Below are 22188 nucleotides of genomic sequence, written 5' to 3'. Positions count from 1 at the left end.
CCTCGGCCTCTGGTCGCGGGTGCGCGCGTTCGAGCCCGCCATGCTGGATGAGCTGCTCACCGAGCGCCGGGTGGTGCGCCTGCACCTGATGCGCCGCACCGTTCACCTGCTCACCGCCGACGACGCGCTCGCCTGGCGGTCTCGCCACCACGCCATGCTGTGCCAGCGCGTGCTCGGGACCTATCGCCGCGAACTGGCCGGCGTGGATCTGGACGAACTCGAGGCGGCGGGCAGCGCGCTGATGGCCGACGGTGCGCCGCGCACGATGGCCGAACTGGCGCGGGCGCTCACCGACCGCTGGCCGACGCCGGGACCGCGAGCGCTGGGTGAAATCCTGGTCGCCGCCCGCATTCCGACAGCGCAACTGCCACCGCGCGGGCTGTGGCGCGCGAAGGCGGGAGCACGCTATCAGCCGCTGGCCATGTGGCTGGGCCGCCCGCTGGCACCGCTTCCGGCGGATGCCGATCTGGTCGGCCGCGAGCTGGTTCGGCGCTACCTGGCCGCCTTCGGACCGGCGGCCTCGGCCGACCTGCGCGCCTGGTGCGGCCTGGCCGGACTGCCCGCCGCGGTGGGCGCGATCCGTGCGGAGCTGGTGACCTTCCGCGACGAACGCGGCCGCGAGCTGCTCGACCTCCCGGACGCGCCCCGTCCCGACCCGGACACCCCCGCCCCCGTCCGCTTCCTACCCGCGTTCGACAACGCCATCCTCGGCTATCACGACCGCAGCCGGATCATCGACGACGAGCACCGCGGCCTGTCGGTCGCCGGTGCGCGCGTGGTACTGGTCGACGGCCGGGTCGCGGCCACGTGGACCGAGGAGTCGGGCACCGTGCACGTCGCCCCGCTGCGCCGCTTGTCCCGGACCGAGTCCACCGCGGTCGCCGAGCAGGGCCGGGAACTCGCATTGTTCCTCTCCGACAAGGACAGTCAGCGCGTCCGGGTGGCAACGTCTGCGCACTGATCGGCGCCGCGAAAAGCGCTGTGCCGCTGATCAAATGAGGTGCGACGCGGCGGTGCCGGACACGGGGTGCGGTTGGTTCGCCGCGCTCTGCGCGTATCGACCCGGTGTCGTGCCCAGAATGCGCTTGAAGTGGCGGATCAGATGCGGTTGGTCATGAAAGCCGGTGGCGGCCGCCACTTCTCGCGCGGGCATACCACCCAGTAGCAGCGGGCGGGCAAGATCGACCCGGCGGGAGATCAGGTACTGGTGCGGCGGCATCCCGAACTCGCGGCGGAACGCGCGAATGAGATGGGTGGCATCGGCGTGCAATACCGCCGATGCCTCGGTGAGCGAAAGGCCTTCGGCAGCATGGGAATCGAGCAACTCGCGCAGACGGTGGGCCAGTCCCGGATCGGCGCGGCGCGGCGGCGGATCCGTGCCGTCCAGGAGATCGCGCAGCCGATCGTGGATGAGGGCGAGGCGACTGCTGGCCTCGAACTCCTCACCGGGATAGCTGAGAACAGAGTGCAATTGGCGGATTCGCCGGTGCAGCAGCGGGTCGGTGAAGGTGGGCGTGTCGACAGCACGACCGATCATCGACTCGGACAGATGCGCGTCGTCGAGATACAGCACGCGCTTGCGGAACCCGTGCGCGGTCGCCGCCTGACCGTTGTGTGGCACATGCGGCGGCAGCAGCGACACCACCGAGCCGAGGACGCCGTGCTCGTGCCGGTCGAGGTCGTAGCGGACCATCCCGTCGTCGACGATCAGCAGCGTCCAGGAGTCGTGGGCGTGCATCGGGTAGACGTGCTCGACGAAACGGGCATGGAAGACCTCGACGATGCCCGGCACTCGCGGCTGCCAGGCTCTGATCTGCTCGATCGCACCGCCCGCAACCATGCCAGGATCGTACAAGCCTTGCCGGGCCGGCCCGCGGAAGAGTCGTGGGCATGGAGAACGTGCGTTTCGACACCAAGATCGCGGTACTGCTGCGGGCGGACTTGCCGACCTGGCAGCGGTTGAATGTGACGGCCTTCCTGGTCAGCGGGCTCGGCACGGTGCAACCGGAGGTGATCGGGGAACCGTACGAGGACGCGGACGCGACCAGCTACCTGCCGATGTTCCGCCAGCCCGTGCTCGTCTTCGAAGGCAGCAAAGAGGTCGTGCGCAATGCACACGGCAAGGCGCTGGCGCGGGAACTGCGCACGGCCGTGTTCACCTCCGACCTGTTCGCCACCGGGAACGATCAGGACAACCGGGCCGCGGTGCGCGCGGTCGGCACCGACGATTTGGACCTCGTCGGCGTCGCCGTCTACGGACCGCGCAATGTGGTGGACAAAGTACTCAAAGGTGCCCGCATGCATCCATGAACCGAAGGCCGCCGAATTCAACCCCGGGCGTTCTGGTCCAGCCAGTTCTTTATGTAGTCGAGCACTTTCGGGTCGGTGGTGGTCTCGGTGCTCGCGTATTCATCCGGCATGCCGGTGACCGCTGGCTGCATGAGATGATTCACGCCCTCAAAGGTGTGCACGGTCGCCTTCGGGTTGTCTGCCAGCAGTGCACGCATCAGCGGGTCATTGACCGCCGCCTCGACCTGCACGTCTTTGGTTCCGAAGAGGGCGAGGACCGGGACTCGCAAAGCACGCAACGCGGGCGTGGGGTCGTAAGTCGACTGAGCCGCGTATTCCTGGTTGATCGACTTGTCGATATCTTCGTCGCGGGACTGTTCAGCCTCCGGAAGTCGCCGATTCGCTTCGCGCGCATTTCGTCGCGCTTCGTCGAAGTCGCCGGCCCGAAGGAGATCGCATTCGGTTTGCACGGCAGCGTCATTCGCCGCCAGTCGGTCGGGGTCGGCCGTCCCGGTCGCCTGCAGTTGCACACGCATCTGATGTTTGAGGACTTCGCATCCGTGCTGTGCCGGACCAGCCAGGAGCACGGTGAACGCGACCTTGTCGGGCGCCTGCTGCGCTACCAGCGGCGCCAGCGAACCGCCCTGGCTGTGGCCCAGGACTCCGATGCGAGTGCGGTCGATGTCCGATCGTTCACGCAGATAAGAGATTTGCGCGAGCACATCCGAGGCGAGATCGTCGTAGGTGGCCTCGCTTTTGTCTCCGGTGGTCGCGCCGACCCCGCGATCGTCGGACCGCAGGACCGCGTACCCGGCCCGGGTCAACGCATCAGCGATTACCAGGAAAGGCTTGTGTGCCGCGAATTCTTCGTCACGAGTCTGCTTGCCGCCGCCGGGCACCAGAACCACTGCGGGAAACGGTCCTTTTCGATTCGGAACAGTGAGGGTGCCACCGATGGTGATTCCGTTGTTGCGTATTGCCACGTCGGTCGAATGATAAGGGTCGTCGGACTTTTCATCCGATGACGCACACCCCGCTACGACCGCCGACAGTAGCAACGCTACGAGGGCAAGCCCACCCCTGCTGGCAATGAAAGCCATATCAACTCGCCGTCCCTTCACGCATTTCCGGTTCCTGCACGGACAGTAGGCGGACACATTCGTCCAGCACATCCGGGAACACCCGGAAGTTCACCGGTAGATTCCGGACCGGCGCTGCGCGCTCCTGCCGCCTATCGCAGGTACTTGCGAGCGCGGCTCGATGATGATGATCTGCGCTGGTAGCGTCGGTTTCGTGACGATCGGAGCCGACCCGTACCGCAGACCAGGCGGGGAGACGCGGCAGGTGATGGCGCGGTATCGGGTGGTTCTCGGAGCGCGCACTGCACACGAACCAGTCCTGAATCCATGACGGACGAACTCGACGACAGACTGGACCGGATCGGACAGCATCATTTCCGCGCGAAGTTCCGGCTGCGCGGGCGCGACCGCGCGGTGGTCGACCTGCGCGGGATCGCGACCGTCCGCAAGCACGCCGAGGACCTGATCGCCCGCAGGCTGGCCCCGGCCGAACCGCGCAACGACGGCAAGCAGACGCCCTATCGTGGACACCCCGTCTTCGTCGCCCAGCACGCCACCGCCACCTGCTGCCGCACCTGCCTGGCCCGCTGGCACGACATTCCCGCCGGGCGCGAACTCGACGACGCCGAACGAGCCTACGTGGTCGACGCGATCTGCCGATGGATCGTGCGACAGTACGCCCCGAATCAGCCGCCGCCCTGACGCCCGCCGGAATTGCCCTCCGTCGCAAGGAATTTCATCGGGAACGGTGGCAGGATCCCTGCCACCGACTAGTCGATCCGTCGCGTGATCAGCCGAGCGTGAGCGTCGCGCGTCCCGTGAGGTGTTCCAGATCCACATTCTGCGGATACACCTGGGAGTACGTGTCGATCCACGCCTCCACCTTTCCGGCACCCGGCGCCATACCGATGCCGGTGATCACGTTGTCCGGCATTCCGACGACGGAGGTGCCTTCGACACGCTGGGACTGCCCGCTGGTCAGGCCGGTGTCGACGTTGCGCCAGTGCACGGTGAGGTGATAGGCCCCGCAGAACTCCCCGGTCTGCGTGATCTTCACCCGAACACCGAACGTCCCGGACTGCGGCTGCGGCACCGTCTCGGCATTGATGATCGCGGCACAATTGGGCCCCGGCACTCGCGTGAGGGTCGAGGTGAACTGCGCGACCGGATCGTCAGGGTTGGCGCCGACGCTCCCGGCGAACCCGCTCGATCCGGCCACTATCGCCGCCGCGACCACGCCCGTACGGAACATGAACCGTTGTAAGGAAACATATTTCAGACTCATGCCTGTCTGTCGCCCTCCGGCTCAGCCACGTTAGCCCGCCCCGAGCCCACAAACTCAGGGGCTGGACAACTCCGCCGGCGAGGAAGAATGCAGAGTCCCCCGAGTACGTCTGCCTCGCCGTTGCGGCGCCCCGGTGCGAGGCCAACGACCGACACGGTCGCGAGTACGCGCGTACTCATGCCGCCCGAGGACAGAAGGTGCTTCGGCGCCGTGAAATCGGTGATTACCCCGATGCGGGCGTCGCCCGGACGGCCTAGGCTTTGCGTGGGGCCGGAAATATCGACGGGCCAACGCTTTCCAGAACGGGTCGGGGGCGACGTGACACCTAGTCGTCGGTGGTCGACAACCGCTGCCGCACTGTACGTCCTGTGGGGCGTGCTGCACATGGGTCTCGGCTTGTCCATGGTGATCGGCGACCTCGCCGACGGCGTGCCCGGCACCGAATCGGCGGCCGAGAGCCTGCTGTACTTCATTTGCGTGACCACGCTCGGCGCACAGGCGATCTTCGTCGCGGTGACCATGAACCGGGTCAACAGCCGTCTGGGTTTCTGGCTCAACGCCTTCGTACTCGGGGTAGTCGATCTGGCCTTCCTCGTGCTGCTCGCGATACCCGGTTACGTCGACCTGATCGGCGCGATCGCAGGACCGGCCGTCTGGGTGCTGGCCACCGCGTGCGCGGCCCTCGCCTTGCGAAGTCCGTCCACCTGACTCGCCCGCCCGCCATCGAGGGACTTTGCACAGCCCGGTTACCACACCGACGGAGTGGCCGGCCACCGAGATCGTGCCGGCGGACCTGCCTGGCACGACTCACCTCCTGCGTCACGGATCCGAGACGACCGAGAGGAATTGCCAAGCGCGCGTTGCCGCTTGGAGATTGAACCGCGGTTGGCTCGCACCATCCCCGCCAGCAGGCGCAGTCGCCGCAGCCCTGGCGGAGCGAAATATCTTGTGCCACCCGGGATCTCGGTAGACGGGAACCGTCGTGCCACACCGGGCGGCGTGAGTTCCGGTGCACCGAGCATATCGGAGATCGCGAGGTCGGTGATGGTGCGGACTCGTCGCTCGATATCGATGCCGCCCACGCCTGGCAAGGAAACGACTGCGAATTTGTGGTCGGCGCTGACATCGGCGACCACCGGCTGGGTGTCCGCGCGGCGCGGCAGACCAGTGAGGTAGACAACGAGGTCTTCGTCTTCGGCTGCGGGGTCGACCGAGTCGATCACCTCGACGAAATCCGCTTGCTCGTCGGGCAGATAGGGCTTGCGGCGCACGCACGCCGTCCACCGGCCTTCCGGACGATCACGACTTCGAAGGCGCTGCGCGAGACGTTCCGCGACAACAGCCGCCTTGCCCGGATCCGCGATCAACAACACCGAAACCCGCTCATCGGACGCGCCGGCTTGTCCAGTTGCCCTGTGCTCGTTCCCGTCCATCGCCAGCGGCTACCCGCCCCAACTACCCCCAAACCTCTACCGCCCGAACGGCCCGCCCGCGGTGATCAGCGATTCACCGCAGCGCGTTGCGCGAGACGGTAGAACATCCGTACCCCGTACCTGCGGCAAGCGACAGCGCCGTGCCGGACCTTTGGAGACGATCGACCCGACGACGTCGGCCGCGCCCGGAGAAACGCCGATCACCAGTCCAGCACTGTCAAGGATGGTTGGCGGCGCGGGGAAAATCTCCAGCGGATTGCCGCATTTGAACCGGTCGTTCGGTCAAGAATTGGAAGGGCGTGGCTGCTCTCATAATCTTCGACGAAAACAAACGGGGCGGCTGTCTTGTTTTGTCGCTCGGCGATCGGTCCGCGAACTCGGGGTCTGGGTATTTATGATCCGAGACTTGACCGCAGTGACACGGGCGCTGGATTGTTACTACCGTCCAGGTATTTTTCACTATGCAGTAAATTGCCAGCCAGAATTTGCAGCTGAATCGCGGTCTGCGCCGATCGCGCGCCGAAGTATCGGCACGATCGGGGTATGGAGGGTGACCTATGTCTGGAATCTCCGATGCTGTCGCGATAATCGGGATCGGATGTCGGTTCGGTGGGGGGATCGATTCGGCGGAGTCGATGTGGCGGGCGCTGGTCGACGGCCGTGATCTGATAACCGAAGTGCCGGTGGATCGTTGGGACGTCGGGCCGGTCTATGACCCAAGGCCGGGTGTGCCGGGTAAGACCTTCTCGCGGTGGGGGGCGTTCATCGATGACGTCACCGGTTTCGAGCCCGAGTTCTTCGGGTTGACCGACCGAGAGGCCGAGTTGATCGATCCGCAATTCCGGTTGGTACTAGAGACGTCGTGCGAGGCACTCGAGCATGCGGGATATCCGCCGCACGATATGCGGGGCTCGGCGACGGCGGTGGTCGTCGGCTGTTCCTACGAGGACTACATGGACATGATGGATTTCGATCGGGGGTTGCGCAGTCCTGACGCGGCGCACGGAATCATCGGAACCACGCGATTCACCTCGTCGAGCCGGGTCGCCTATCTCCTCGATTTGCGCGGGCCCGCCATAACCTTGGACACCGCGTGTTCTTCCTCGCTGGTCGCGGTGCACCTGGCTGCCGAGGCGCTACGGTCCGGCGAGACGGACCTGGCATTGGCAGGCGGCGTGATGCTGTCGCTGCAAGCCAAGAACACCTTGGTGTTCGCGGCGCTCGGCGTCTTGTCACCGACCGGTCGTTGCCACGCGTTCGACGCGAGCGGCGACGGCTATGTCCGCGGTGAAGGCTGTGGAATGATCGTGCTGAAACGGTTGAACGATGCCGTGGCCGACGGCGATCGGGTGCTGGCGGTGCTTGCCGGGACCGGCGTGAACAACAACGGCCGATCCGACACGATGCTCTCACCATCGGTAGCGGGGCAGCGCTCGCTTCAGGAGCGCGTGCTGGCCAAGGCCGGGGTGGATCCGCGCCAGGTCGCGCTGATCGAAACCCACGGCCCGGGCACCGCCGTCGGTGATCCGATCGAGTACGCGGCCCTACGCGCCGTCTACGGCGACGGTGAAATGCCCTGTGCGCTCGGCTCTGTCAAGACCAACATCGGACATTGCGAGACGGCGTCCGGCATCGCAGGCTTGATCAAGGCCGTGCAGGCGGTGCGGTACGGCAGCATTCCGGCAAACCTGCACTTCACGAAATGGAACCCCGAGATCGATCCGCGGCACAGCCGACTGTTCGTACCGACGGCGCTGACACCCTGGCCGACGTCGAAAGGACCCCGCCTCGCGGCGGTCTCTTCTTACGGCATGTCCGGCACCAACGCGCACGTGCTGGTCGAGCAAGCTCCGGAACCGGTTGCCGCAGTGTCGGATTCCGGCGACGCCGGGCTGTTGTACCCGCTATCGGCGGGCTCGGTGACCGCCTTGGCGGCGACGGCCACTCGAATTGCCCACTGGTTGAACACTTCCGGTGCGCCGCTGCGCGATGTCGGGCACACGCTGGCACACCGTCGCGAGCATCGCCGAGTGCGTGCCGTCATCGCCGCCGCAGACCCCGCCGAGTTGCTCGATCGACTGCACCGGCTGGCCGACGGACTGCCCGACGCCGATACGTGGACCGGAACCGCGGTGCCGATGCGACGCGGGCCGGTGTGGTTGTTCTCCGGCCAGGGCTCGCAATGGGCCGGTATGGGGCGCCATCTGCTCGCAGCCGAACCGGCTTTCGCCGCCACGATCGCGGAGCTGGACCCACTGGTGCAGGCGGAATCCGGGTTCTCGGTGCGCGCGGCGATGACCGCCGACGAGGTGGTGACGGGCTTTGCGACCGTGCAGCCGACATTGTTCGCCATGCAGGTCGCGTTGGCCGCGACGTGGCGGGCGCACGGTGTGGAACCGGCCGCGGTGATCGGCCATTCGATGGGAGAGATCGCCGCAGCGGTGGTGGCGGGAGCGTTGTCGGCGGCCGACGGTGCGGCCGTGATCTGCCGGCGATCCCGGCTGTTGGCGAAGCTGCCCGGCCCCGGCGCGATGGCACAGGTGATGTTGCCCGCGGAACAGGTCGCGACCGAATTGTCCACGGTCGGTAGCGATGACGTCAGCATCGCAGCGTTCACCGCACCGACCTCCACCGTCATTTCGGGTGCGCGCGACCTGGTGCATGCCCTGGTGGCGAAATGGCAAGCAGCCGACGTGCAGGCCTCGGCAATCGCGGTCGACGTCGCGTCCCACAGCAGGCAGGTCGACCCGGTGCTCGCCGAGTTGCGGGGCGCGCTCAGCAATTTGCACCCTGCGAAACCAGCAGTCTCGTTCTACAGCACGGTGCTCGACGACCCGCGACTCCGGCCGAATTTCGACGCCGAGTATTGGAGTGACAACGTCCGGCTCCCAGTCCGGTTCACCGCTGCCTTCGCGGCGGCGGTGGCGGACGGGCATCGCGCGTTCATCGAAGTATCTCCGCATCCGCTGCTGACCCACGCGGTGGCCGACAATGCCGAGCACGTCGGCCGGGAGGTGATCGCGCTGCCGAGCGCGGTCCGCGATCAGACCACCGCGCTCGGCCTGCTGCCGCGCGTCGCTGCCGCGTATTGCGCCGGCGTGCAGATGAGCTGGCCGCAGCACCGGGCCGGATCGCTCGCCGACGTGCCGCTGCCGGTGTGGGCCAGGCGGCCGCTGTGGATGCCGGCGGCGATGCTGCGCCGTGCCGAAGACCACCGCCTGGGCGCACCATTGCTCGGCGTGCATGTGACGCTGCCCGACGACGGTCTCGGCCGACAGCATCTCTGGCAAGCCGACGTCGGCGTGCTGAACTACCCGTGGCTCGCTGATCATCGCGTGTACGACACACCGGCCATGCCGGGCGCCGGCTATGCGGAGATCACACTGGCAACAGCGGCCGACCTCTTCGAAACCGGAACGGCTTGCGAGATACATGATTTGACGTTTCGGAACCTGCTGGCGCTCGACGAGCACACCACGGTGACCACGCGGGCGACGGTCGTGACCCCGACCGCCGCCACCCTCGAGATATCCGCACCGGGCGAGGACGGCCCGGTGCCCCTGGCCGTCGCGGTCATCCGCACCCGCACTTCGGGTGCGGTGCGAGCCGTGCATGTCGAGGAGATGCTCGCCGAGCAGCAGCCTGCTCAGAGCCCGGATCCGGTCTACGCCATCGGACGCCGCAAAGGCATTCTGCACGGCCCGTGTTTTGCCGGTCTAGCGGCAGTTCATCCGCCCGGCCGCAGATCCGACACGGTGGTGGCGCAGGTCCGAATGCCCACCGAAATGCGGGCATTTCCAGACGGGTTCGGCATCCATCCGGTGCTACTCGATCTGTGCCTGCAGACGATGGGCGCGCATCCGGACATCCTGCGCACACCGGCGACGTTTCTGCCACTGCACATCGGCCGGGTGCGGCACCTCGGCAATCCTGATCGTGCCGAATGGTGCCGGGCGCGTCTGCGTTCGATCGATGATGTCGGAGCGTGCGCCGATATCGAACTCCTCGACGCCGACGGTGCCGTGCTCGTGCAGGTCGTCGACGCTCGAATCGGCACCACCGCACAGCAATCCGAGACGACGGACGCCCGACTGCTCTCGATCGAATGGGATGCCGCACCGCTGACGGTCGATGTCGTCGATACGACAGCGGCCACATGGCTGTTGTGCACCGAGTATGCCGACGACGCACTGGCTTCGGCACTGGCAGCGGCGGTGCGCACGGCGGGCGGGCGGTGCGATATCCGGTTCACACCGGTGTCGGAACTCATTGTTGCCACCGACGTCACCGACTACGACCACCTCGTGGTGCTGTGCCCGCCACCGCCCGCGCAGGAGACTGCCGCAGGCGTGGATCGAGCCCGGCTTCGGGTGCGCCGCGTGATCGGCCTGGTCCGTGCGATGGTGGACGCCGCTGCCGGGCCGCCGCAGTTGTCCGTGGTGACCCGAGGCGCTCAGCCGGCGCCGGGGACCTCGACCGTGACGTTGGAGCAAGCCTCCTTGCGGGGACTGTGTCGCGTACTGGGCGCCGAGCATCCCGAACTGGCTCCGCGACATATCGACTTGCCCGCCGAATCCGGTGATCCCGCGGCACTTGTCGCCGAATTACTCTCGGAGAGCAACGAAGACGAGGTCGCGTGGCGCGAGGGCGTTCGCTATGTGGCCCGACTGCGTCCGGCGCCCTTTCGCGACACCGAGCGTCGAACCCGCACCGCCCGTTTCGGTTACGACGGTATGGCACCGAGACCGCGGCACCGGGGCGATCTGGGATCGATGGAGTTGGCTGCCCGCCCGCGACGGGCACCCGACGTGGACGAGATCGAGATCGCCGTCCATGCGGCAGGTTTGAATTTCACCGACGTGCTCAACGCCATGGACCGGCTGCCCGTTGGCGACAGCCGGCCACCGGATCTGGGCTACGACTGTGCCGGAGTGGTCACCGCCGTCGGTGCCGACGTTCGAGGCGTGGGCGTGGGCGATCGAGTGGCCGCGTTCACCTCCGGTGCGCTGGCCACCTTCGTCACCGTTGCCGCCGAAAAAGCGTTCCCGATCCCGGACACGCTCGGCATGACCGAAGCCGCCACGCTGCCCACCGTGTACCTCACCGCGTGGTACGCACTGCATCACCTGGCCCGGATTCGGCCCGGTGAGCATGTCCTGATCCATTCCGCCACCGGCGGTCTCGGTGCCGCCGCGATCGCGCTGGCGCAGGCCACGGGCGCGGTGGTGTACGCGACCGCGGGCACCGAGGCCAAACGGCAACTGCTGCGCGACAACGGAATCACGAACGTCTACGACTCCCGCAGCCTCGACTTCGCCACCGAAATCCGCACCGTGACCGATGGCGTCGACGTCGTGCTCAACTCGCTCACCGGCCCCGCGCTTCGGGCAGGCGTCGAATTGCTGCGTCCCGGTGGCCGTTTCATCGAACTCGGCAGACATGACATCTATGCCGATGCCAAGCTCGGGCTCGCCCCGTTCCGGCGCAACATCATCTTCGCCAGCGCCGACCTCGCCTTCATCGGTGCGACAATGCCTGGCCTGATCGCACAATTGGTGCGAGAAGTCGGGGAGCAAGTCGTCTGCGGCGGCGTTCGTCCCCTACCGCACACGATCTACCCGCTCGCCGATCTCGAGTCGGCACTGCGCACGATGGCGGCCGCCGAGCATACCGGGAAACTCGTCGTCACTGTCCCGCAGCAGGGCACCGTCACCGCGATCCTGCTACCCGACGAGGTACCCGTGGTCCGTCCACACGGGGCCTACGTGATCACCGGCGGACTCGGCGGACTCGGGTTGCTGCTGGCCACCCATCTGGCCGACCACGGCGCCGGGCGCATCGTCCTCAACGGTCGCAGTCGACCGAACGAGCACGCGCGCGACACCATCGACGCTCTGCGCAGGCGCGGCACCGACATCACCGTAGAACTCGGCGACGTCACCGACCCGACCACCGCCGACATGTTGATCGCCGCGGCCACCAGCACGGGCCTGCCGGTATGCGGCATCGCGCACGCCGCCGCCGTGATCGCCGATGCCACCTTCGCCAACATCGACGACGGATTGCTCGACCGCGTGTGGTCCGCCAAGGCCGTCGGCGGCTGGCACCTCGATCAAGCCAGCGCCACCGAACCGCTGGACTGGTGGTTGAGCTACTCGTCGGCCGCCGCCATGATCGGCAACCCGGGACAAGGAGCCTACGCTGCCGCCAACAGTTGGCTCGACGCATTCAGCCACTACCGTCGCAGCCGCGGCGACAGCGCCCACAGCATCTGGTGGGGCGCATGGGAGAACCACGGCCGCGGCGCCGGACTGGCCGAGCGCGGATTCACGATGATCACTCCGGCACAGGGACTCGCCGCGTGCGAGCGGATTCTGCGGCACGATCGGCCGAACACCGGCTACCTCCCCCTGCACGACGCGCAACAGTTCATCGGCGACCGCCTGCGAACGACTCCGTTTTTCACCGCCCTCGCGACTCGCGACAGCAAGGACGACGGCAGCGACACCGCACAGCACGAGTTGCTGGCCGCCGCCCGAGACGCGCAGCCGCCCGAACGCCGTGCACTGTTGACCGAGTTCTTGGTCGACATCTCGGCAAAGATCCTGCGCCGCAACACCGCGACTCTCGACCCCGACAGTCCACTCGCCGACAGCGGCCTCGACTCACTGATGGCACTGGAACTGCGCAACCACATCGAACGAGCCCTCGGACTCCGGCTCACCGCCAAGTCCATCTGGAAGTTCGCCACCCCGGCGGGGCTGGCCGGACATCTCGCCGACCACTTCGAGCAGTGACGGCCATGAGCGCTCCTCGCGTAGTGATACTCGGCGGTGGCATAGCCGGAATGCTCGCCGCCGCAGCAACATCCAGGATCGCCGGCGCTATCACCATCATCGAGCGAGATCGTCTGCCCGCTGTTCCGGCGGGCCGCAGAGGTGTCCCGCAAGGACGGCATCTGCACGGGCTGTTGTCCACCGGCGTCTCGGCGATCGAAAGCCTGCTGCCCGGCACCACCGCCACTATGCGCGACCACGGCGCTCGGCAGGTCCGGCTTTCCGAGGAGGCGCTGATCTACGGGCCACACGGATGGATGCGGCCCGTCGCGACACCACATTTCATCGTGGGAGCCAGCCGTCCACTCGTGGAATGGGCGATTCGCCACCAGTTGACGGCGCAGCATCGCTGCTCGATCGTGCAAGACGCCGAAGCGGTCGGGCTGCACCGGGCAGGTGGCCGTGTCAGCGGCGTGCGGATCCGGTACCGCGGCACGGGGCAGGTCGAGGAGGTCAGCGCTGACCTGATCATCGACGCGACCGGCCGTGGCTCGCAGACACCTCGATGGTTGGCCGAATTCGGCGTCGGCCCGGTCGCGGACACCGTCGTGGACTGTGGGCTCGCCTACGCCAGCCGCCTCGTTCGCACGGCGCCGGGAGCTCGGTCCTACGCGTGTGTCACTGTGCAGGCCGATGCGCGCAACCACGTCCCCGGCCGCGGCGGATTCTGGCTACAGATCGAGAATGACCAGACCATGGTGACGTTGTCCGGCACCCGGGGCGCGCACCCACCGCTGGACGAACCCGGCTTCACGGAGTTCGCCCTGGGCCTACGACACCCGCTGATCGGCCACCTGCTCGCCGACTCGACACCGCTCGGGCCGATCAAAGGTTCCCAGACCACAGCGAATCGGCGACGGCACTACGACCGGATACCGAAATGGCCCGCCGGGTTTCTGGTCATCGGCGATGCCGCAACGACTTTCAATCCGATCTATGGGCAGGGCATGTCCGTCGCCGCATTGGGCGCATTGAACCTGCGCCGGGGTCTGCACGAAAACCGCCTCGACGGGGCCGGCTGCTGTCGCCTGCAGCAAACGATCTGCCGTACCGCCGATCTCCCGTGGACGGTGTGCGTGACCGAGGACATTCGTTACCCCGGCGCCCGGGGACGACCGCCCTCGCACGGTCAACGATTGACGCAGCTGTGCGCTGACCGACTGCGAGCCGCATCGGCGGCCGATCCTGCTGCGGCACAAGCCTTCTTCGATGTGCTCAGCCTGTCCGCACCGCCGATCCGCGCGCTCACACCCGCCGCGGCGTGGGCCGTGCTGCGCGGCCCACGACAGCCTCCTGTGTGGGAGCCACCGAACGCGCTCTACCGAGAGATCGGCGCATAGAACGGAGAAGACGACATGACTCGGCTCGGTTCTGCCACGGCAACCCGAAGGTCTGCGATCACTCCGGTCCGGATCTGGTGCGGGCTCGGCGCAGCAGTCCTGGTAGTTCAGGCCTGGATCCTTGTTCGATGGGCGGTAGCAGACGGGATCCATATCGGCTTCGACCGCGACGCCGGTGTATCACCCATTCGTGCCGGCGTGGTCTGGATACTGCAGGGCGCGACCGTCGTCGCATGCATCGTCGTGGTGGCGGTCCTGATCAGGCAATGTCGTCGTGAGCATCGCATCACCTTCGACACCGCCGTCACCGTCGGCTTCACGTTGTGCGCCTGGCAGGACCCGCTGTTGGATCTGGCCAGACCCGTGTTTTTCCACAGCTACTACTCGCTGCACTTCGACCCGAACTGGGGCCCGCACCTGCCCGGCTGGAGTCATGCGGAATTGGATCATCCGATCACGCTGGCGATCATTCCCGGCGGCATCGCATATCCGGTAATGATCACGTGTATATGGCTCCAGTTCTGGCTGGTCGCTCGGATTTCGAGATGGCGTCGGATCCGCAGATCGTGGCAGGTATGGCTCGTCGGCGCCGCATCCGGGGCAGTTGTGGTTCTGGTCTTCGAATCGGTTCTGATAGCAGCGGGGATCTATAGTTACCCGCACGCAATCCGCGCCCTGTCGCTGTGGCCTGGACACTGGTACCAGTACCCGTTGACCGAAATGGCAACGTGGATCGCCTTTCTCACCACAATCACCATGATGCGCTACTACGCGGTCACCACAGGAACACCTGCGGCCATCTTCCGGGATGGCCTGCGGCGCGAGGACAACAGGGCATGGGCTCGCCTGCTCGCCGGAATCGGCCTCGCCAACGCGGCGATGATCAGCTACGTGATCGTCAACGTCGCGCTGACCGCGTTCGGTGGTCCCACCCCAACCGACACCCCCGGCTACCTGTTGCCGAGGTAGATCGGGCGCTTCAGCGACGGAAGAGCAGCGGTCTTTCTGCGGTTCGGGCATCGGCTGGTTCAGCCGCGGCACCACGCCCACGGCATACCTTGATAGCCGGGCTCGACTAGGCAGACCCTGGCGTTCCCGCGCGGCACCAGGGTGCAGGTTTCACCGGAGCCGCCGCCGGCAACGCAACCGGTCCATGACAACGGACCCTGGTAGAGGAGGCTTCCACCGCGCTGGGCAGTGAGTGTTACTCGCGTCCCCGGTTTGTACTGGAGATTGCAGTTGCCTGCCGTCGGTCTACAGGTTGTACCGGGCGGATTTGCGTAGACCGTGTATCCGCCGGGTACGAAGATCGACAATCGCACCGTGGTGTTCGGCAGGTGCAGGTTGTCGAATACGTCGGGGAACAGCTTGGGTCCGATCGTGACGACGAGGATGAGTACGAAGATGCCCTTGAGTCCGTCGAGTATCCAATCGACCACTCGGCTCTTGTCGGGCTTCTGGGCCGCGGCGGCGCTGACCAGCGCCACTCCTGCGCCGGTCGCCGGCGCGCCGCCGCGTTTGTCTGTGCGGTCGCGTTGCTCCTCTTCGTCGAGGACGCGGCGGATGATCTCCGGGATCGACTCGGTCAACTCCGGCGCGATGAGGATCGGGATGAACACCGGGGCGTACTGGAGTTTGAGCCGGGTTCGCTGCCGATCGCAGGTGCCGCAGTTGTCGCATCGCCGGCAGGTGCCGAGATGGCGGAGAATGCGCTGGCGCAGGATGCGGGTGAACTGCGCGTCGCTCGTACCGTCCCACCCGGCCCCGTCGAGAATACCGGCGAGCCGGGGGCAGTGCGGTCGGCCGTGCTTGGCCAGGATCAGCGCGCCGAAACCCTCGTCCACGCGAATCTTGTTCTCGTAAGCGAACTTATACGCGTTCTTCGTGCTGGTGGTGAGCGCTGCGGCCAACGCTTTGCCATGCAACTCACTACGGATGTTGAGCTGATAGATCTTTCGTTGCCGGCGGGTGAATGTCGTTGCGACGAGATCGAACATCCGGTTGACCTCGTCGGCGCGGCGCAGGCTGTCGGCCCCGTCGTCGTCGGCCGCCTGCGGCTCCCACGGCACCGGACTTTCTTTGTCGCGGCGGCGATGGTCTTCGTGGCAGCGGTTTTCGACGATCCCGCACAGCCAGGCCCGCAACTTCTCGGGTTCGCGCGGGCCGTTGCCGTGGACAAGATCCCGCGTTGCCGCCTCCACGGCATCCTGGACAACGTCTTTGACGCGTTCCAACTCGCGTAGCCGGTACGCACCAACCGTCGACATGGCCCGTTGGTAGCGTCGCATGATCTCGTTGAGTGCCGCCTCACGTTCGGCCCGATCGACCGGGTTTCGGACACGCTCGACCAGGCCGGCATCTGGCAAACGGGTCCAGCGTTCGTCACGGTTCATGGACGGACTCCTGTGCGCCTTCCTGAGAATTATCTAAGGAATCGACCGACTTCGGGGGAGATTTCCGGGTCCGCGGTCCCCAGTCTGCACATCCACGAAACAAGGACGCAGACCATGATCGACAAACAGGTATCCGGCACAACGACGTTGACGACCGCGCTGGCAGGCGGCCACCTCCTGCAAGCGATCGCCTTCGCGCTCGCTCTGGTGGCCCTGGTTTCTTTTGCGGCGCAGACCGTCACGGAGCTGTTCTGGCTCCGGGCCCTGCACAAGCCGGGCGCGGATCTTCGGCGCCTACTCGACAGGAATATCTCCATCGATGAAGCGGAACGCTTGATGCGACTGCTGTGTGCTGCTCACCGCGACGTGCTCACCGCCCGCACGGAGTCCACTGCCGCTTGTCTACACGCCCTTTCGATCGCCGGTGATCGTTTCGCGCAGCCACTCGATCGCCTCGCCCGCGACGACGATGCCGTCACGGCGCAGCCGATACGTCGCACCAGGATCCGGTCCCACCAGAGCCGTCTCCGTCGGCGACCGCTGTGACACGACTGGGCGTGCCGAGATTTCCGAATAGGCCCAGGCGGGGACGGCCGGCCAGTCCGACCGTCCCCTCGGGACGGGTCTGCGGGCGAGAGCGTATCTCGCCTCAATTATTTTGAACCCCAATGGGATTCATGGTCGCACCGGACCGAGGAGCTGCCCCACGATCAGAAAGGTCGTCACCACCGATGACCGGGTGAACCGGGAACGAGAGCGAGGCTTTGCTGGACAGGGGGTGTTCAGACGGCGCGTCGGCGTCTGTCCGTCGACCTCAGCCGGGTGGCACTGGTGGCAGAGTGGTCGCGACGACCGCACACGTCGGCGGTACGCGGCATCGACGACAAACCGGTATCGGTGGCGCACCGGGACTGGGTTCACCAGTGCTACCAGGACGCCCGCCCACCAGAGCCAGGAGCTCGCTGATTGCAGAAAATCTATATTGCATACCTAGCGGAATTCTTCAGCAATCAACCAACGGCAAGTGCGGTTCGTAGGTAGCGTCTCGTCGCGCAAAGGTCTTGAAGACCTGGGAGAGAGGACACACATGGCGAACATGGACGTTGCATTGAAGGACATGATGTTGCTGGACGGCGCGCTCGGTGCTGCCGTTGTCGACTACGGCAGCGGTATGCCGCTGGGCACGCTGGGCGGCTCGAAGACACTGGATATCGAGATCGCGGCGGCGGGCAACACCGAATTGGTTCGCGCCAAGATGCGCACCATCGAACAGCTCGGACTCGACGAAGACATCGAAGACGTCCTCATCACCCTCGCCGGCCAGTACCACCTGATTCGCCCCACACAGGGCCGCAAGACCAGCGGGCTATTCCTCTACCTGGCATTGGATCGCAACCGCGGCAACCTGGCCCTCGCCCGACGCCGGCTGAAGGATATCGAGGAAGAACTCGAAGTCTGAACTGCGGCAATCGCATTCGAAGTCCAACCGGTAGCGTGACCGCAAAAATTCGCAATCATGCTCAGCGCCAACCGGTTTGGCCGCCTCGAGGGTCAACCCCGGCCATGGCGTCGTTCGTAAGCTTCTCGAGCGGCCACGTCCCGTTGCCGTTTCCGCTGGTCGGCCAATGCCGGGTCGAGACCGTGTTTGACCAGCCGGGCCCGGCGGAACACGTACATGAGGGCGGCGGTGAAGTAGATCAGCGGCAGGTACAGCAGCGCCATCATCGCCAACCCCATCCACAGTGGTCCAGGGATCAGCAGGAACAAGCACAGCGGCGCGATGATGGGGATCAGGATGCGCAGCAGGTAGCGCCGCGCGGCGCCTGGTCCGGTGAGATCTTCGATCACCCACTGCGACAACGAATTCGGCAGCGTGCCGCCGCATATGTACCTGAGCCGCTGCACGAGCGTAGGTGTGGTTCGCTCGATCATGGGGTGCCTCCGACGCGGACGAGCGCCAACTGCCGGGCACAGGCGATGGCGTCGGGTGTGTGGTCGAACAGGTGGGCGGCGCCTCCGGCAGGCAGTGCCCCGATGGCGGCCAGCCGTCGCTGGTGGTCTTCGCGCAAACCCGACATCAAGACGGTGATATGGCGGTGTTCGAGTTTGCCGATGACGTCCTCGAGCACCAATGCGCCAGTGGTGTCGAGGGCCGTGACGCGGGACATGCGCAGGATCACCACCAGAACGTCGGAAACCTCGGCGAGTTCGAGCAGGAACCGGTGGGCAGCGGCGAAGAATAACGGCCCTTCGAGGCGGTAGGCCACGATGCGGTCGTGCAACAGGTCGTGTTCCTCGCCGAGGTGCCCGGCATCATCGACCGGCGGATCCAGTGGGATCTGTTGCAGCCGAGCCTCTTTCGCCACTGACCGCAGGGCGAGCAGTACCGCGATCGCGATACCGACGGCGACAGCGACGACAAGATCGATGGCGACGGTGACGACGAAGGTGACCGCCATGACGGCGGCGTCGCCCTTCGACGCGCGGGCGATCGCGGTCAGTGACGCGGTCTCCACCATGCGCACGGTCGTCGCGAGCAGTACGCCCGCCAGCGCCGCGAGAGGGATGCCCGCGACCAGCGGGGCGGCCAGGTAGATGATCGCGGCCAAGATGACCGCGTGGGTGAGCGCAGCGAGTCGAGTGTGGGCCCCGGAGCGCACATTGACCGCGGTGCGAGCGATCGCGCCGGTGGCGGGGACGCCGCCGAACAGCGGTGCGGCGATGTTGGCCAGTCCTTGGCCGAACAGTTCCCGGTCAGGATTGTGGCGGGTGCCGACAGCCATCGAGTCCGCCGCAGCCGCAGACAGCAGTGACTCCAGCGCCGCGAGCGCGGCCACGGCCAGTGCCGGTGCAAGCAACGTGCCCAGTTGATCGGGATGCACGAATCCCAGTGTGGGGGCGGACAACCCGGCCGGCAGCGCACCGATGGGGCGCAGGTCGAGGTCGAACAGTCGCGCGGTCACGGTAGCCGCGGCGACGGTGAGCAACGCGAACGGCAGTTTCGGAGCCAGACGGCCGCCGACCAGCATGACCGCGGCCACCGAGAGCGCGGTAGCCAGAGCCACGTGATGCGGCTGTGAAATATATTGGCGCGCTGCATCGAACGCGACCTGCCACACCTTGTCGCCTTCGGCGTGGGCGATGCCGAGTGCGGAGGGGAACTGTTGTAGTGCGATGACGACCGCGATGCCAGCGGTGAAGCCCTCGATCACCGGGGCGGGCACGTATCGCACGGCCCGCCCGACCCCGGCGATCGCGAGCACCACCAGCACGAGGCCGGCCATGAGCCCCACGGCCAGCACTCCACTCCCGCCATGCTGGTGGAAGATCGGAACCAGGACCACGGTCATCGCACCGGTGGGCCCCGACACCTGGAAGCGAGAGCCGCCGAACACCGCGGCCACCACACCCGCGACGACAGCGGTCGCCAGCCCGGCCGCCGCACCGAGCCCGGAGGAGATACCGAAGCCGAGCGCGAGCGGTAACGCCACCAGTGCCACGATCAATCCCGACAGTAGATCGGCACCCGGGGATCGAAGCGCGGGCTTCCAGTCCGACCAGCTCGGCAACAGTGCGCGCACGGTCAGCGAGCGTCGGCGTCGGTCGAACGGGCCGTGGCGAGACGGGTTTTCAGCGCGGCCAGCTGCTCTCGCAGCTGTTCGGGTAACCGGTTGCCGCCGATGGTGGCATACCAGTCATCGATGGAGCCGACTTCGGTGACCCACTCATCGATGTCCACCCTGAGCGCGGCGGCCGTGCGTTCTTGCTCGGCGGCGGTCAGACCGTCCAGATCCAGAGCCTGCGGGGTCGGCACGTATCCGATGGGCGTCGTCTCAGCGGATGCGGTGCCGTCGAGGCGTTGCAGCGCCCACTTCAGCACGCGCATATTGTCACCGAAGCCGGGCCACAGGAACTTCCGGTCGGCTCCGCGTCGGAACCAGTTGACCTGGAAGATCTTCGGCAGCTGCGCGCCCTCGTGTGCGGCAAGGGAGAGCCAATGCGCGAAGTAGTCGCCGACGTGATAACCCAGGAACGGCAGCATGGCCATCGGATCGCGGCGCACCACACCGACCTTGCCCGCCGCGGCGGCGGTAGTCTCCGATGACAGCACCGACGCCGTGAACACACCGTGCGCCCAGTCGAAGGATTCCGCGATCAGCGGAATGGTGCAGGCGCGGCGGCCGCCGAAGAAGATCGCCGAAATCGGCACGCCGGTCGGATCGTTCCACTCCGGCGCCACAGAGGGGCACTGCTCGATCGGCGTGCAATAGCGCGAATTCGGGTGCGCGGCAGGTGTTCCCGACGCCGAGGTCCAGTCCCGGCCGCGCCAATCGACCAGGTGCGCGGGAGTTTCGTCGCTCAGCCCTTCCCACCAGATATCGCCGTCGTCGGTGCGGGCGGTGTTGGTGAAGATGGAGTTGCCGCGATCGATGGTGGCGATGGCGTTGGGGTTGGTCTCGGCTCCGGTTCCCGGTGCGACACCGAAGAATCCAGCCTCCGGGTTCACCGCGTAGAGCCGCCCGTCCGCGCCGAACCGCATCCAGGCGATGTCGTCGCCGACCGTTTCGGCGTTCCAGCCGGGCAGTGCGGGTTCGAGCATGGCCAGGTTGGTCTTGCCGCACGAGGATGGGAAGGCGGCCGCGATGTAATGCGTCTTGCCTTGCGGAGAGGTGAGTTTCAAGATGAGCATGTGCTCGGCCAGCCAGCCCTCGTCGCGGCCGAGCACCGAGGCGATACGCAACGCGAAGCATTTCTTGCCGAGCAGCGCATTACCGCCGTAACCCGAACCGTAGGACCAGATCTCGCGGCGCTCCGGGAAATGGGAGATGTACTTGGTCTTGTCACACGGCCATGGCACGTCGGCCACACCGTCACCCAGCGGGGCACCTACGGAGTGCAGGCATCTCACGAATTCGGTGTCGTCGGAGAGCTTCTCCCACACCGGCGCACCGGAGCGGGTCATGATCTGCATGGACACCGCGACGTACTCCGAATCGGTGATCTGCACGCCGAGTTTCGGGTCTGCCATATCGAGGGGCCCCATGCAGAAGGCGATCACGTACATGGTCCGCCCGACCATGGACCCGCGATAGTGCTCGGTCATGACAGTGCGCATGTCGACAGGGTCGACCCAGTTGTTCGTCGGTCCTGCGTCGTCCTCGTGCTCCGAGCAGATGAAGGTCCGGTCCTCCACCCGCGCCACATCGTCGGGATCCGAAACACACCAGAAAGAGTTCGGCTTCTTCGCCAGCGGCACGAAGGTGCCCTTCCCCACGAGAACACCGGTGAGCCGATCCCGCTCCTCGCGAGAGCCATCACAGAACACGATCCGCTCCGGCGCGGCGAGCTCGGCGATTTCGGCCACCCAGGCGAGCACACCCTCGTTCTCGGTGGGTGCCGCAGCGATCCTGGCTACAGCGGTGGACTGGTCGGTCACGGCGAGTTCTCCTTTGTAAAACTACTAGGTAATTAGTTTAGAAAAGCTGCAATCAGTGACCACGCACACACCCACCCCCACGGGCTTCGGACTGGG

Annotated in this window: 16 protein-coding genes and 1 pseudogene; 9 read left to right on the top strand and 8 right to left on the bottom strand. The window is 66.4% G+C overall.

Features of this window, described 5'->3' with window-relative positions:
* Nucleotides 1-961 (top strand): winged helix DNA-binding domain-containing protein (locus NBRGI_RS03875; RefSeq protein WP_029892870.1); only part of this gene is annotated, 961 nt, incomplete at its 5' end.
* A 30-nt stretch (nt 962-991) separates the two neighbouring features.
* Here the strand turns inward: NBRGI_RS03875 and NBRGI_RS03870 are convergent.
* Nucleotides 992-1840 carry an AraC family transcriptional regulator gene (locus NBRGI_RS03870; protein WP_051727481.1) on the bottom strand — a complete coding sequence of 283 codons (849 nt, stop codon included), beginning with the start codon at nt 1838-1840 and terminating at the stop codon, nt 992-994.
* A gap of 50 nt (nt 1841-1890) precedes the next feature.
* Here NBRGI_RS03870 and NBRGI_RS03865 point away from each other — a divergent pair, with 50 nt between their 5' ends.
* Entirely contained in the window at nt 1891-2310 is a 420-nt protein-coding gene (locus NBRGI_RS03865) for a DUF2000 domain-containing protein (RefSeq protein ID WP_029892868.1), read from the top strand.
* Between the two features lie 17 nt (nt 2311-2327).
* Here NBRGI_RS03865 and NBRGI_RS03860 read toward each other — a convergent pair whose 3' ends face one another.
* Complete coding sequence (locus tag NBRGI_RS03860) at nt 2328-3272, bottom strand: alpha/beta hydrolase family protein (RefSeq protein ID WP_158439769.1); 945 nt, start codon at nt 3270-3272, stop codon at nt 2328-2330.
* Nucleotides 3273-3695: 423 nt separating this feature from the next.
* On the opposite strand from NBRGI_RS03860, the gene NBRGI_RS03855 reads away from it, so the two are divergent.
* Nucleotides 3696-4070, top strand: coding sequence for a DUF4186 domain-containing protein (locus tag NBRGI_RS03855; protein WP_029892866.1), 375 nt, complete (start codon nt 3696-3698; stop codon nt 4068-4070).
* Between the two features lie 88 nt (nt 4071-4158).
* On the opposite strand, the gene NBRGI_RS03850 is transcribed toward NBRGI_RS03855, so the two are convergent.
* Entirely contained in the window at nt 4159-4653 is a 495-nt protein-coding gene (locus tag NBRGI_RS03850) for a hypothetical protein (RefSeq protein ID WP_235210842.1), read from the bottom strand.
* A gap of 318 nt (nt 4654-4971) precedes the next feature.
* On the opposite strand from NBRGI_RS03850, the gene NBRGI_RS03845 reads away from it, so the two are divergent.
* Nucleotides 4972-5361, top strand: a complete 390-nt coding sequence (locus NBRGI_RS03845; protein WP_235210841.1) for a hypothetical protein — start codon at nt 4972-4974, stop codon at nt 5359-5361.
* A 173-nt stretch (nt 5362-5534) separates the two neighbouring features.
* On the opposite strand, the pseudogene NBRGI_RS03840 reads toward NBRGI_RS03845, so the two are convergent.
* Nucleotides 5535-6086 (bottom strand): annotated as a pseudogene (locus NBRGI_RS03840) (hypothetical protein); the annotation flags it as partial.
* Nucleotides 6087-6643: 557 nt separating this feature from the next.
* Between NBRGI_RS03840 and NBRGI_RS03835 the strand changes: the two are divergent.
* The 3 genes from NBRGI_RS03835 to NBRGI_RS03825 are packed head-to-tail and all read left to right on the top strand — an operon-like array spanning nt 6644 to nt 15231.
* On the top strand, nt 6644-12883 hold the full coding sequence (locus NBRGI_RS03835; protein WP_029892862.1) for a type I polyketide synthase: 6240 nt from the start codon (nt 6644-6646) through the stop codon (nt 12881-12883).
* Between the two features lie 5 nt (nt 12884-12888).
* Entirely contained in the window at nt 12889-14262 is a 1374-nt protein-coding gene (locus tag NBRGI_RS03830) for an FAD-dependent oxidoreductase (protein ID WP_029892861.1), read from the top strand.
* A gap of 15 nt (nt 14263-14277) precedes the next feature.
* On the top strand, nt 14278-15231 hold the full coding sequence (locus NBRGI_RS03825) for a spirocyclase AveC family protein (RefSeq protein WP_081877913.1): 954 nt from the start codon (nt 14278-14280) through the stop codon (nt 15229-15231).
* Nucleotides 15232-15290: 59 nt separating this feature from the next.
* Here NBRGI_RS03825 and NBRGI_RS03820 read toward each other — a convergent pair whose 3' ends face one another.
* Nucleotides 15291-16655, bottom strand: coding sequence for an RNA polymerase sigma factor (locus NBRGI_RS03820; protein WP_029892859.1), 1365 nt, complete (start codon nt 16653-16655; stop codon nt 15291-15293).
* Nucleotides 16656-16769: 114 nt separating this feature from the next.
* On the opposite strand from NBRGI_RS03820, the gene NBRGI_RS03815 reads away from it, so the two are divergent.
* Nucleotides 16770-17201 carry a hypothetical protein gene (locus NBRGI_RS03815; RefSeq protein WP_029892858.1) on the top strand — a complete coding sequence of 144 codons (432 nt, stop codon included), beginning with the start codon at nt 16770-16772 and terminating at the stop codon, nt 17199-17201.
* Between the two features lie 541 nt (nt 17202-17742).
* Entirely contained in the window at nt 17743-18114 is a 372-nt protein-coding gene (locus tag NBRGI_RS03810) for a hypothetical protein (protein ID WP_029892857.1), read from the top strand.
* Nucleotides 18115-18206: 92 nt separating this feature from the next.
* Here the strand turns inward: NBRGI_RS03810 and NBRGI_RS03805 are convergent, their stop codons facing one another.
* The 3 genes from NBRGI_RS03805 to NBRGI_RS03795 are packed head-to-tail and all read right to left on the bottom strand — an operon-like array spanning nt 18207 to nt 22092.
* On the bottom strand, nt 18207-18587 hold the full coding sequence (locus NBRGI_RS03805; protein WP_029892856.1) for a DUF5313 family protein: 381 nt from the start codon (nt 18585-18587) through the stop codon (nt 18207-18209).
* Nucleotides 18584-20242: a SulP family inorganic anion transporter gene (locus tag NBRGI_RS03800; RefSeq protein ID WP_235210843.1), complete on the bottom strand. Its 1659-nt coding sequence runs from the start codon at nt 20240-20242 to the stop codon at nt 18584-18586. The genes NBRGI_RS03805 and NBRGI_RS03800 overlap by 4 nt, the downstream gene beginning before the upstream one ends.
* A complete protein-coding gene (locus NBRGI_RS03795) occupies nt 20239-22092 on the bottom strand; it encodes a phosphoenolpyruvate carboxykinase (GTP) (RefSeq protein WP_029892854.1) in 1854 nt (617 codons plus the stop codon). Before NBRGI_RS03795 ends, NBRGI_RS03800 begins: the two co-directional genes overlap by 4 nt.
* Nucleotides 22093-22188 lie beyond the last annotated feature (96 nt).

The sequence above is a fragment of the Nocardia brasiliensis IFM 10847 genome (genome assembly GCF_000710915.1).
GTDB classification, from domain to species: Bacteria; Actinomycetota; Actinomycetes; order Mycobacteriales; family Mycobacteriaceae; genus Nocardia; species Nocardia brasiliensis_A.
This window is presented reverse-complemented; position numbering and strand designations above follow the sequence as displayed.

Bases quoted from the DNA above. Each gene is read 5' to 3' on its own strand.
- NBRGI_RS03850 (WP_235210842.1), bottom strand. From the start codon at position 4,653: ATGAGTCTGAAATATGTTTCCTTACAACGGTTCATGTTCCGTACGGGC.
- NBRGI_RS03805 (WP_029892856.1), bottom strand. From the start codon at position 18,587: ATGATCGAGCGAACCACACCTACGCTCGTGCAGCGGCTCAGGTACATA.
- NBRGI_RS03810 (WP_029892857.1), top strand. From the start codon at position 17,743: ATGGCGAACATGGACGTTGCATTGAAGGACATGATGTTGCTGGACGGC.
- NBRGI_RS03830 (WP_029892861.1), top strand. From the start codon at position 12,889: ATGAGCGCTCCTCGCGTAGTGATACTCGGCGGTGGCATAGCCGGAATG.
- NBRGI_RS03835 (WP_029892862.1), top strand. From the start codon at position 6,644: ATGTCTGGAATCTCCGATGCTGTCGCGATAATCGGGATCGGATGTCGG.
- NBRGI_RS03825 (WP_081877913.1), top strand. From the start codon at position 14,278: ATGACTCGGCTCGGTTCTGCCACGGCAACCCGAAGGTCTGCGATCACT.
- NBRGI_RS03820 (WP_029892859.1), bottom strand. From the start codon at position 16,655: ATGAACCGTGACGAACGCTGGACCCGTTTGCCAGATGCCGGCCTGGTC.
- NBRGI_RS03815 (WP_029892858.1), top strand. From the start codon at position 16,770: ATGATCGACAAACAGGTATCCGGCACAACGACGTTGACGACCGCGCTG.
- NBRGI_RS03870 (WP_051727481.1), bottom strand. From the start codon at position 1,840: ATGGTTGCGGGCGGTGCGATCGAGCAGATCAGAGCCTGGCAGCCGCGA.
- NBRGI_RS03855 (WP_029892866.1), top strand. From the start codon at position 3,696: ATGACGGACGAACTCGACGACAGACTGGACCGGATCGGACAGCATCAT.
- NBRGI_RS03865 (WP_029892868.1), top strand. From the start codon at position 1,891: ATGGAGAACGTGCGTTTCGACACCAAGATCGCGGTACTGCTGCGGGCG.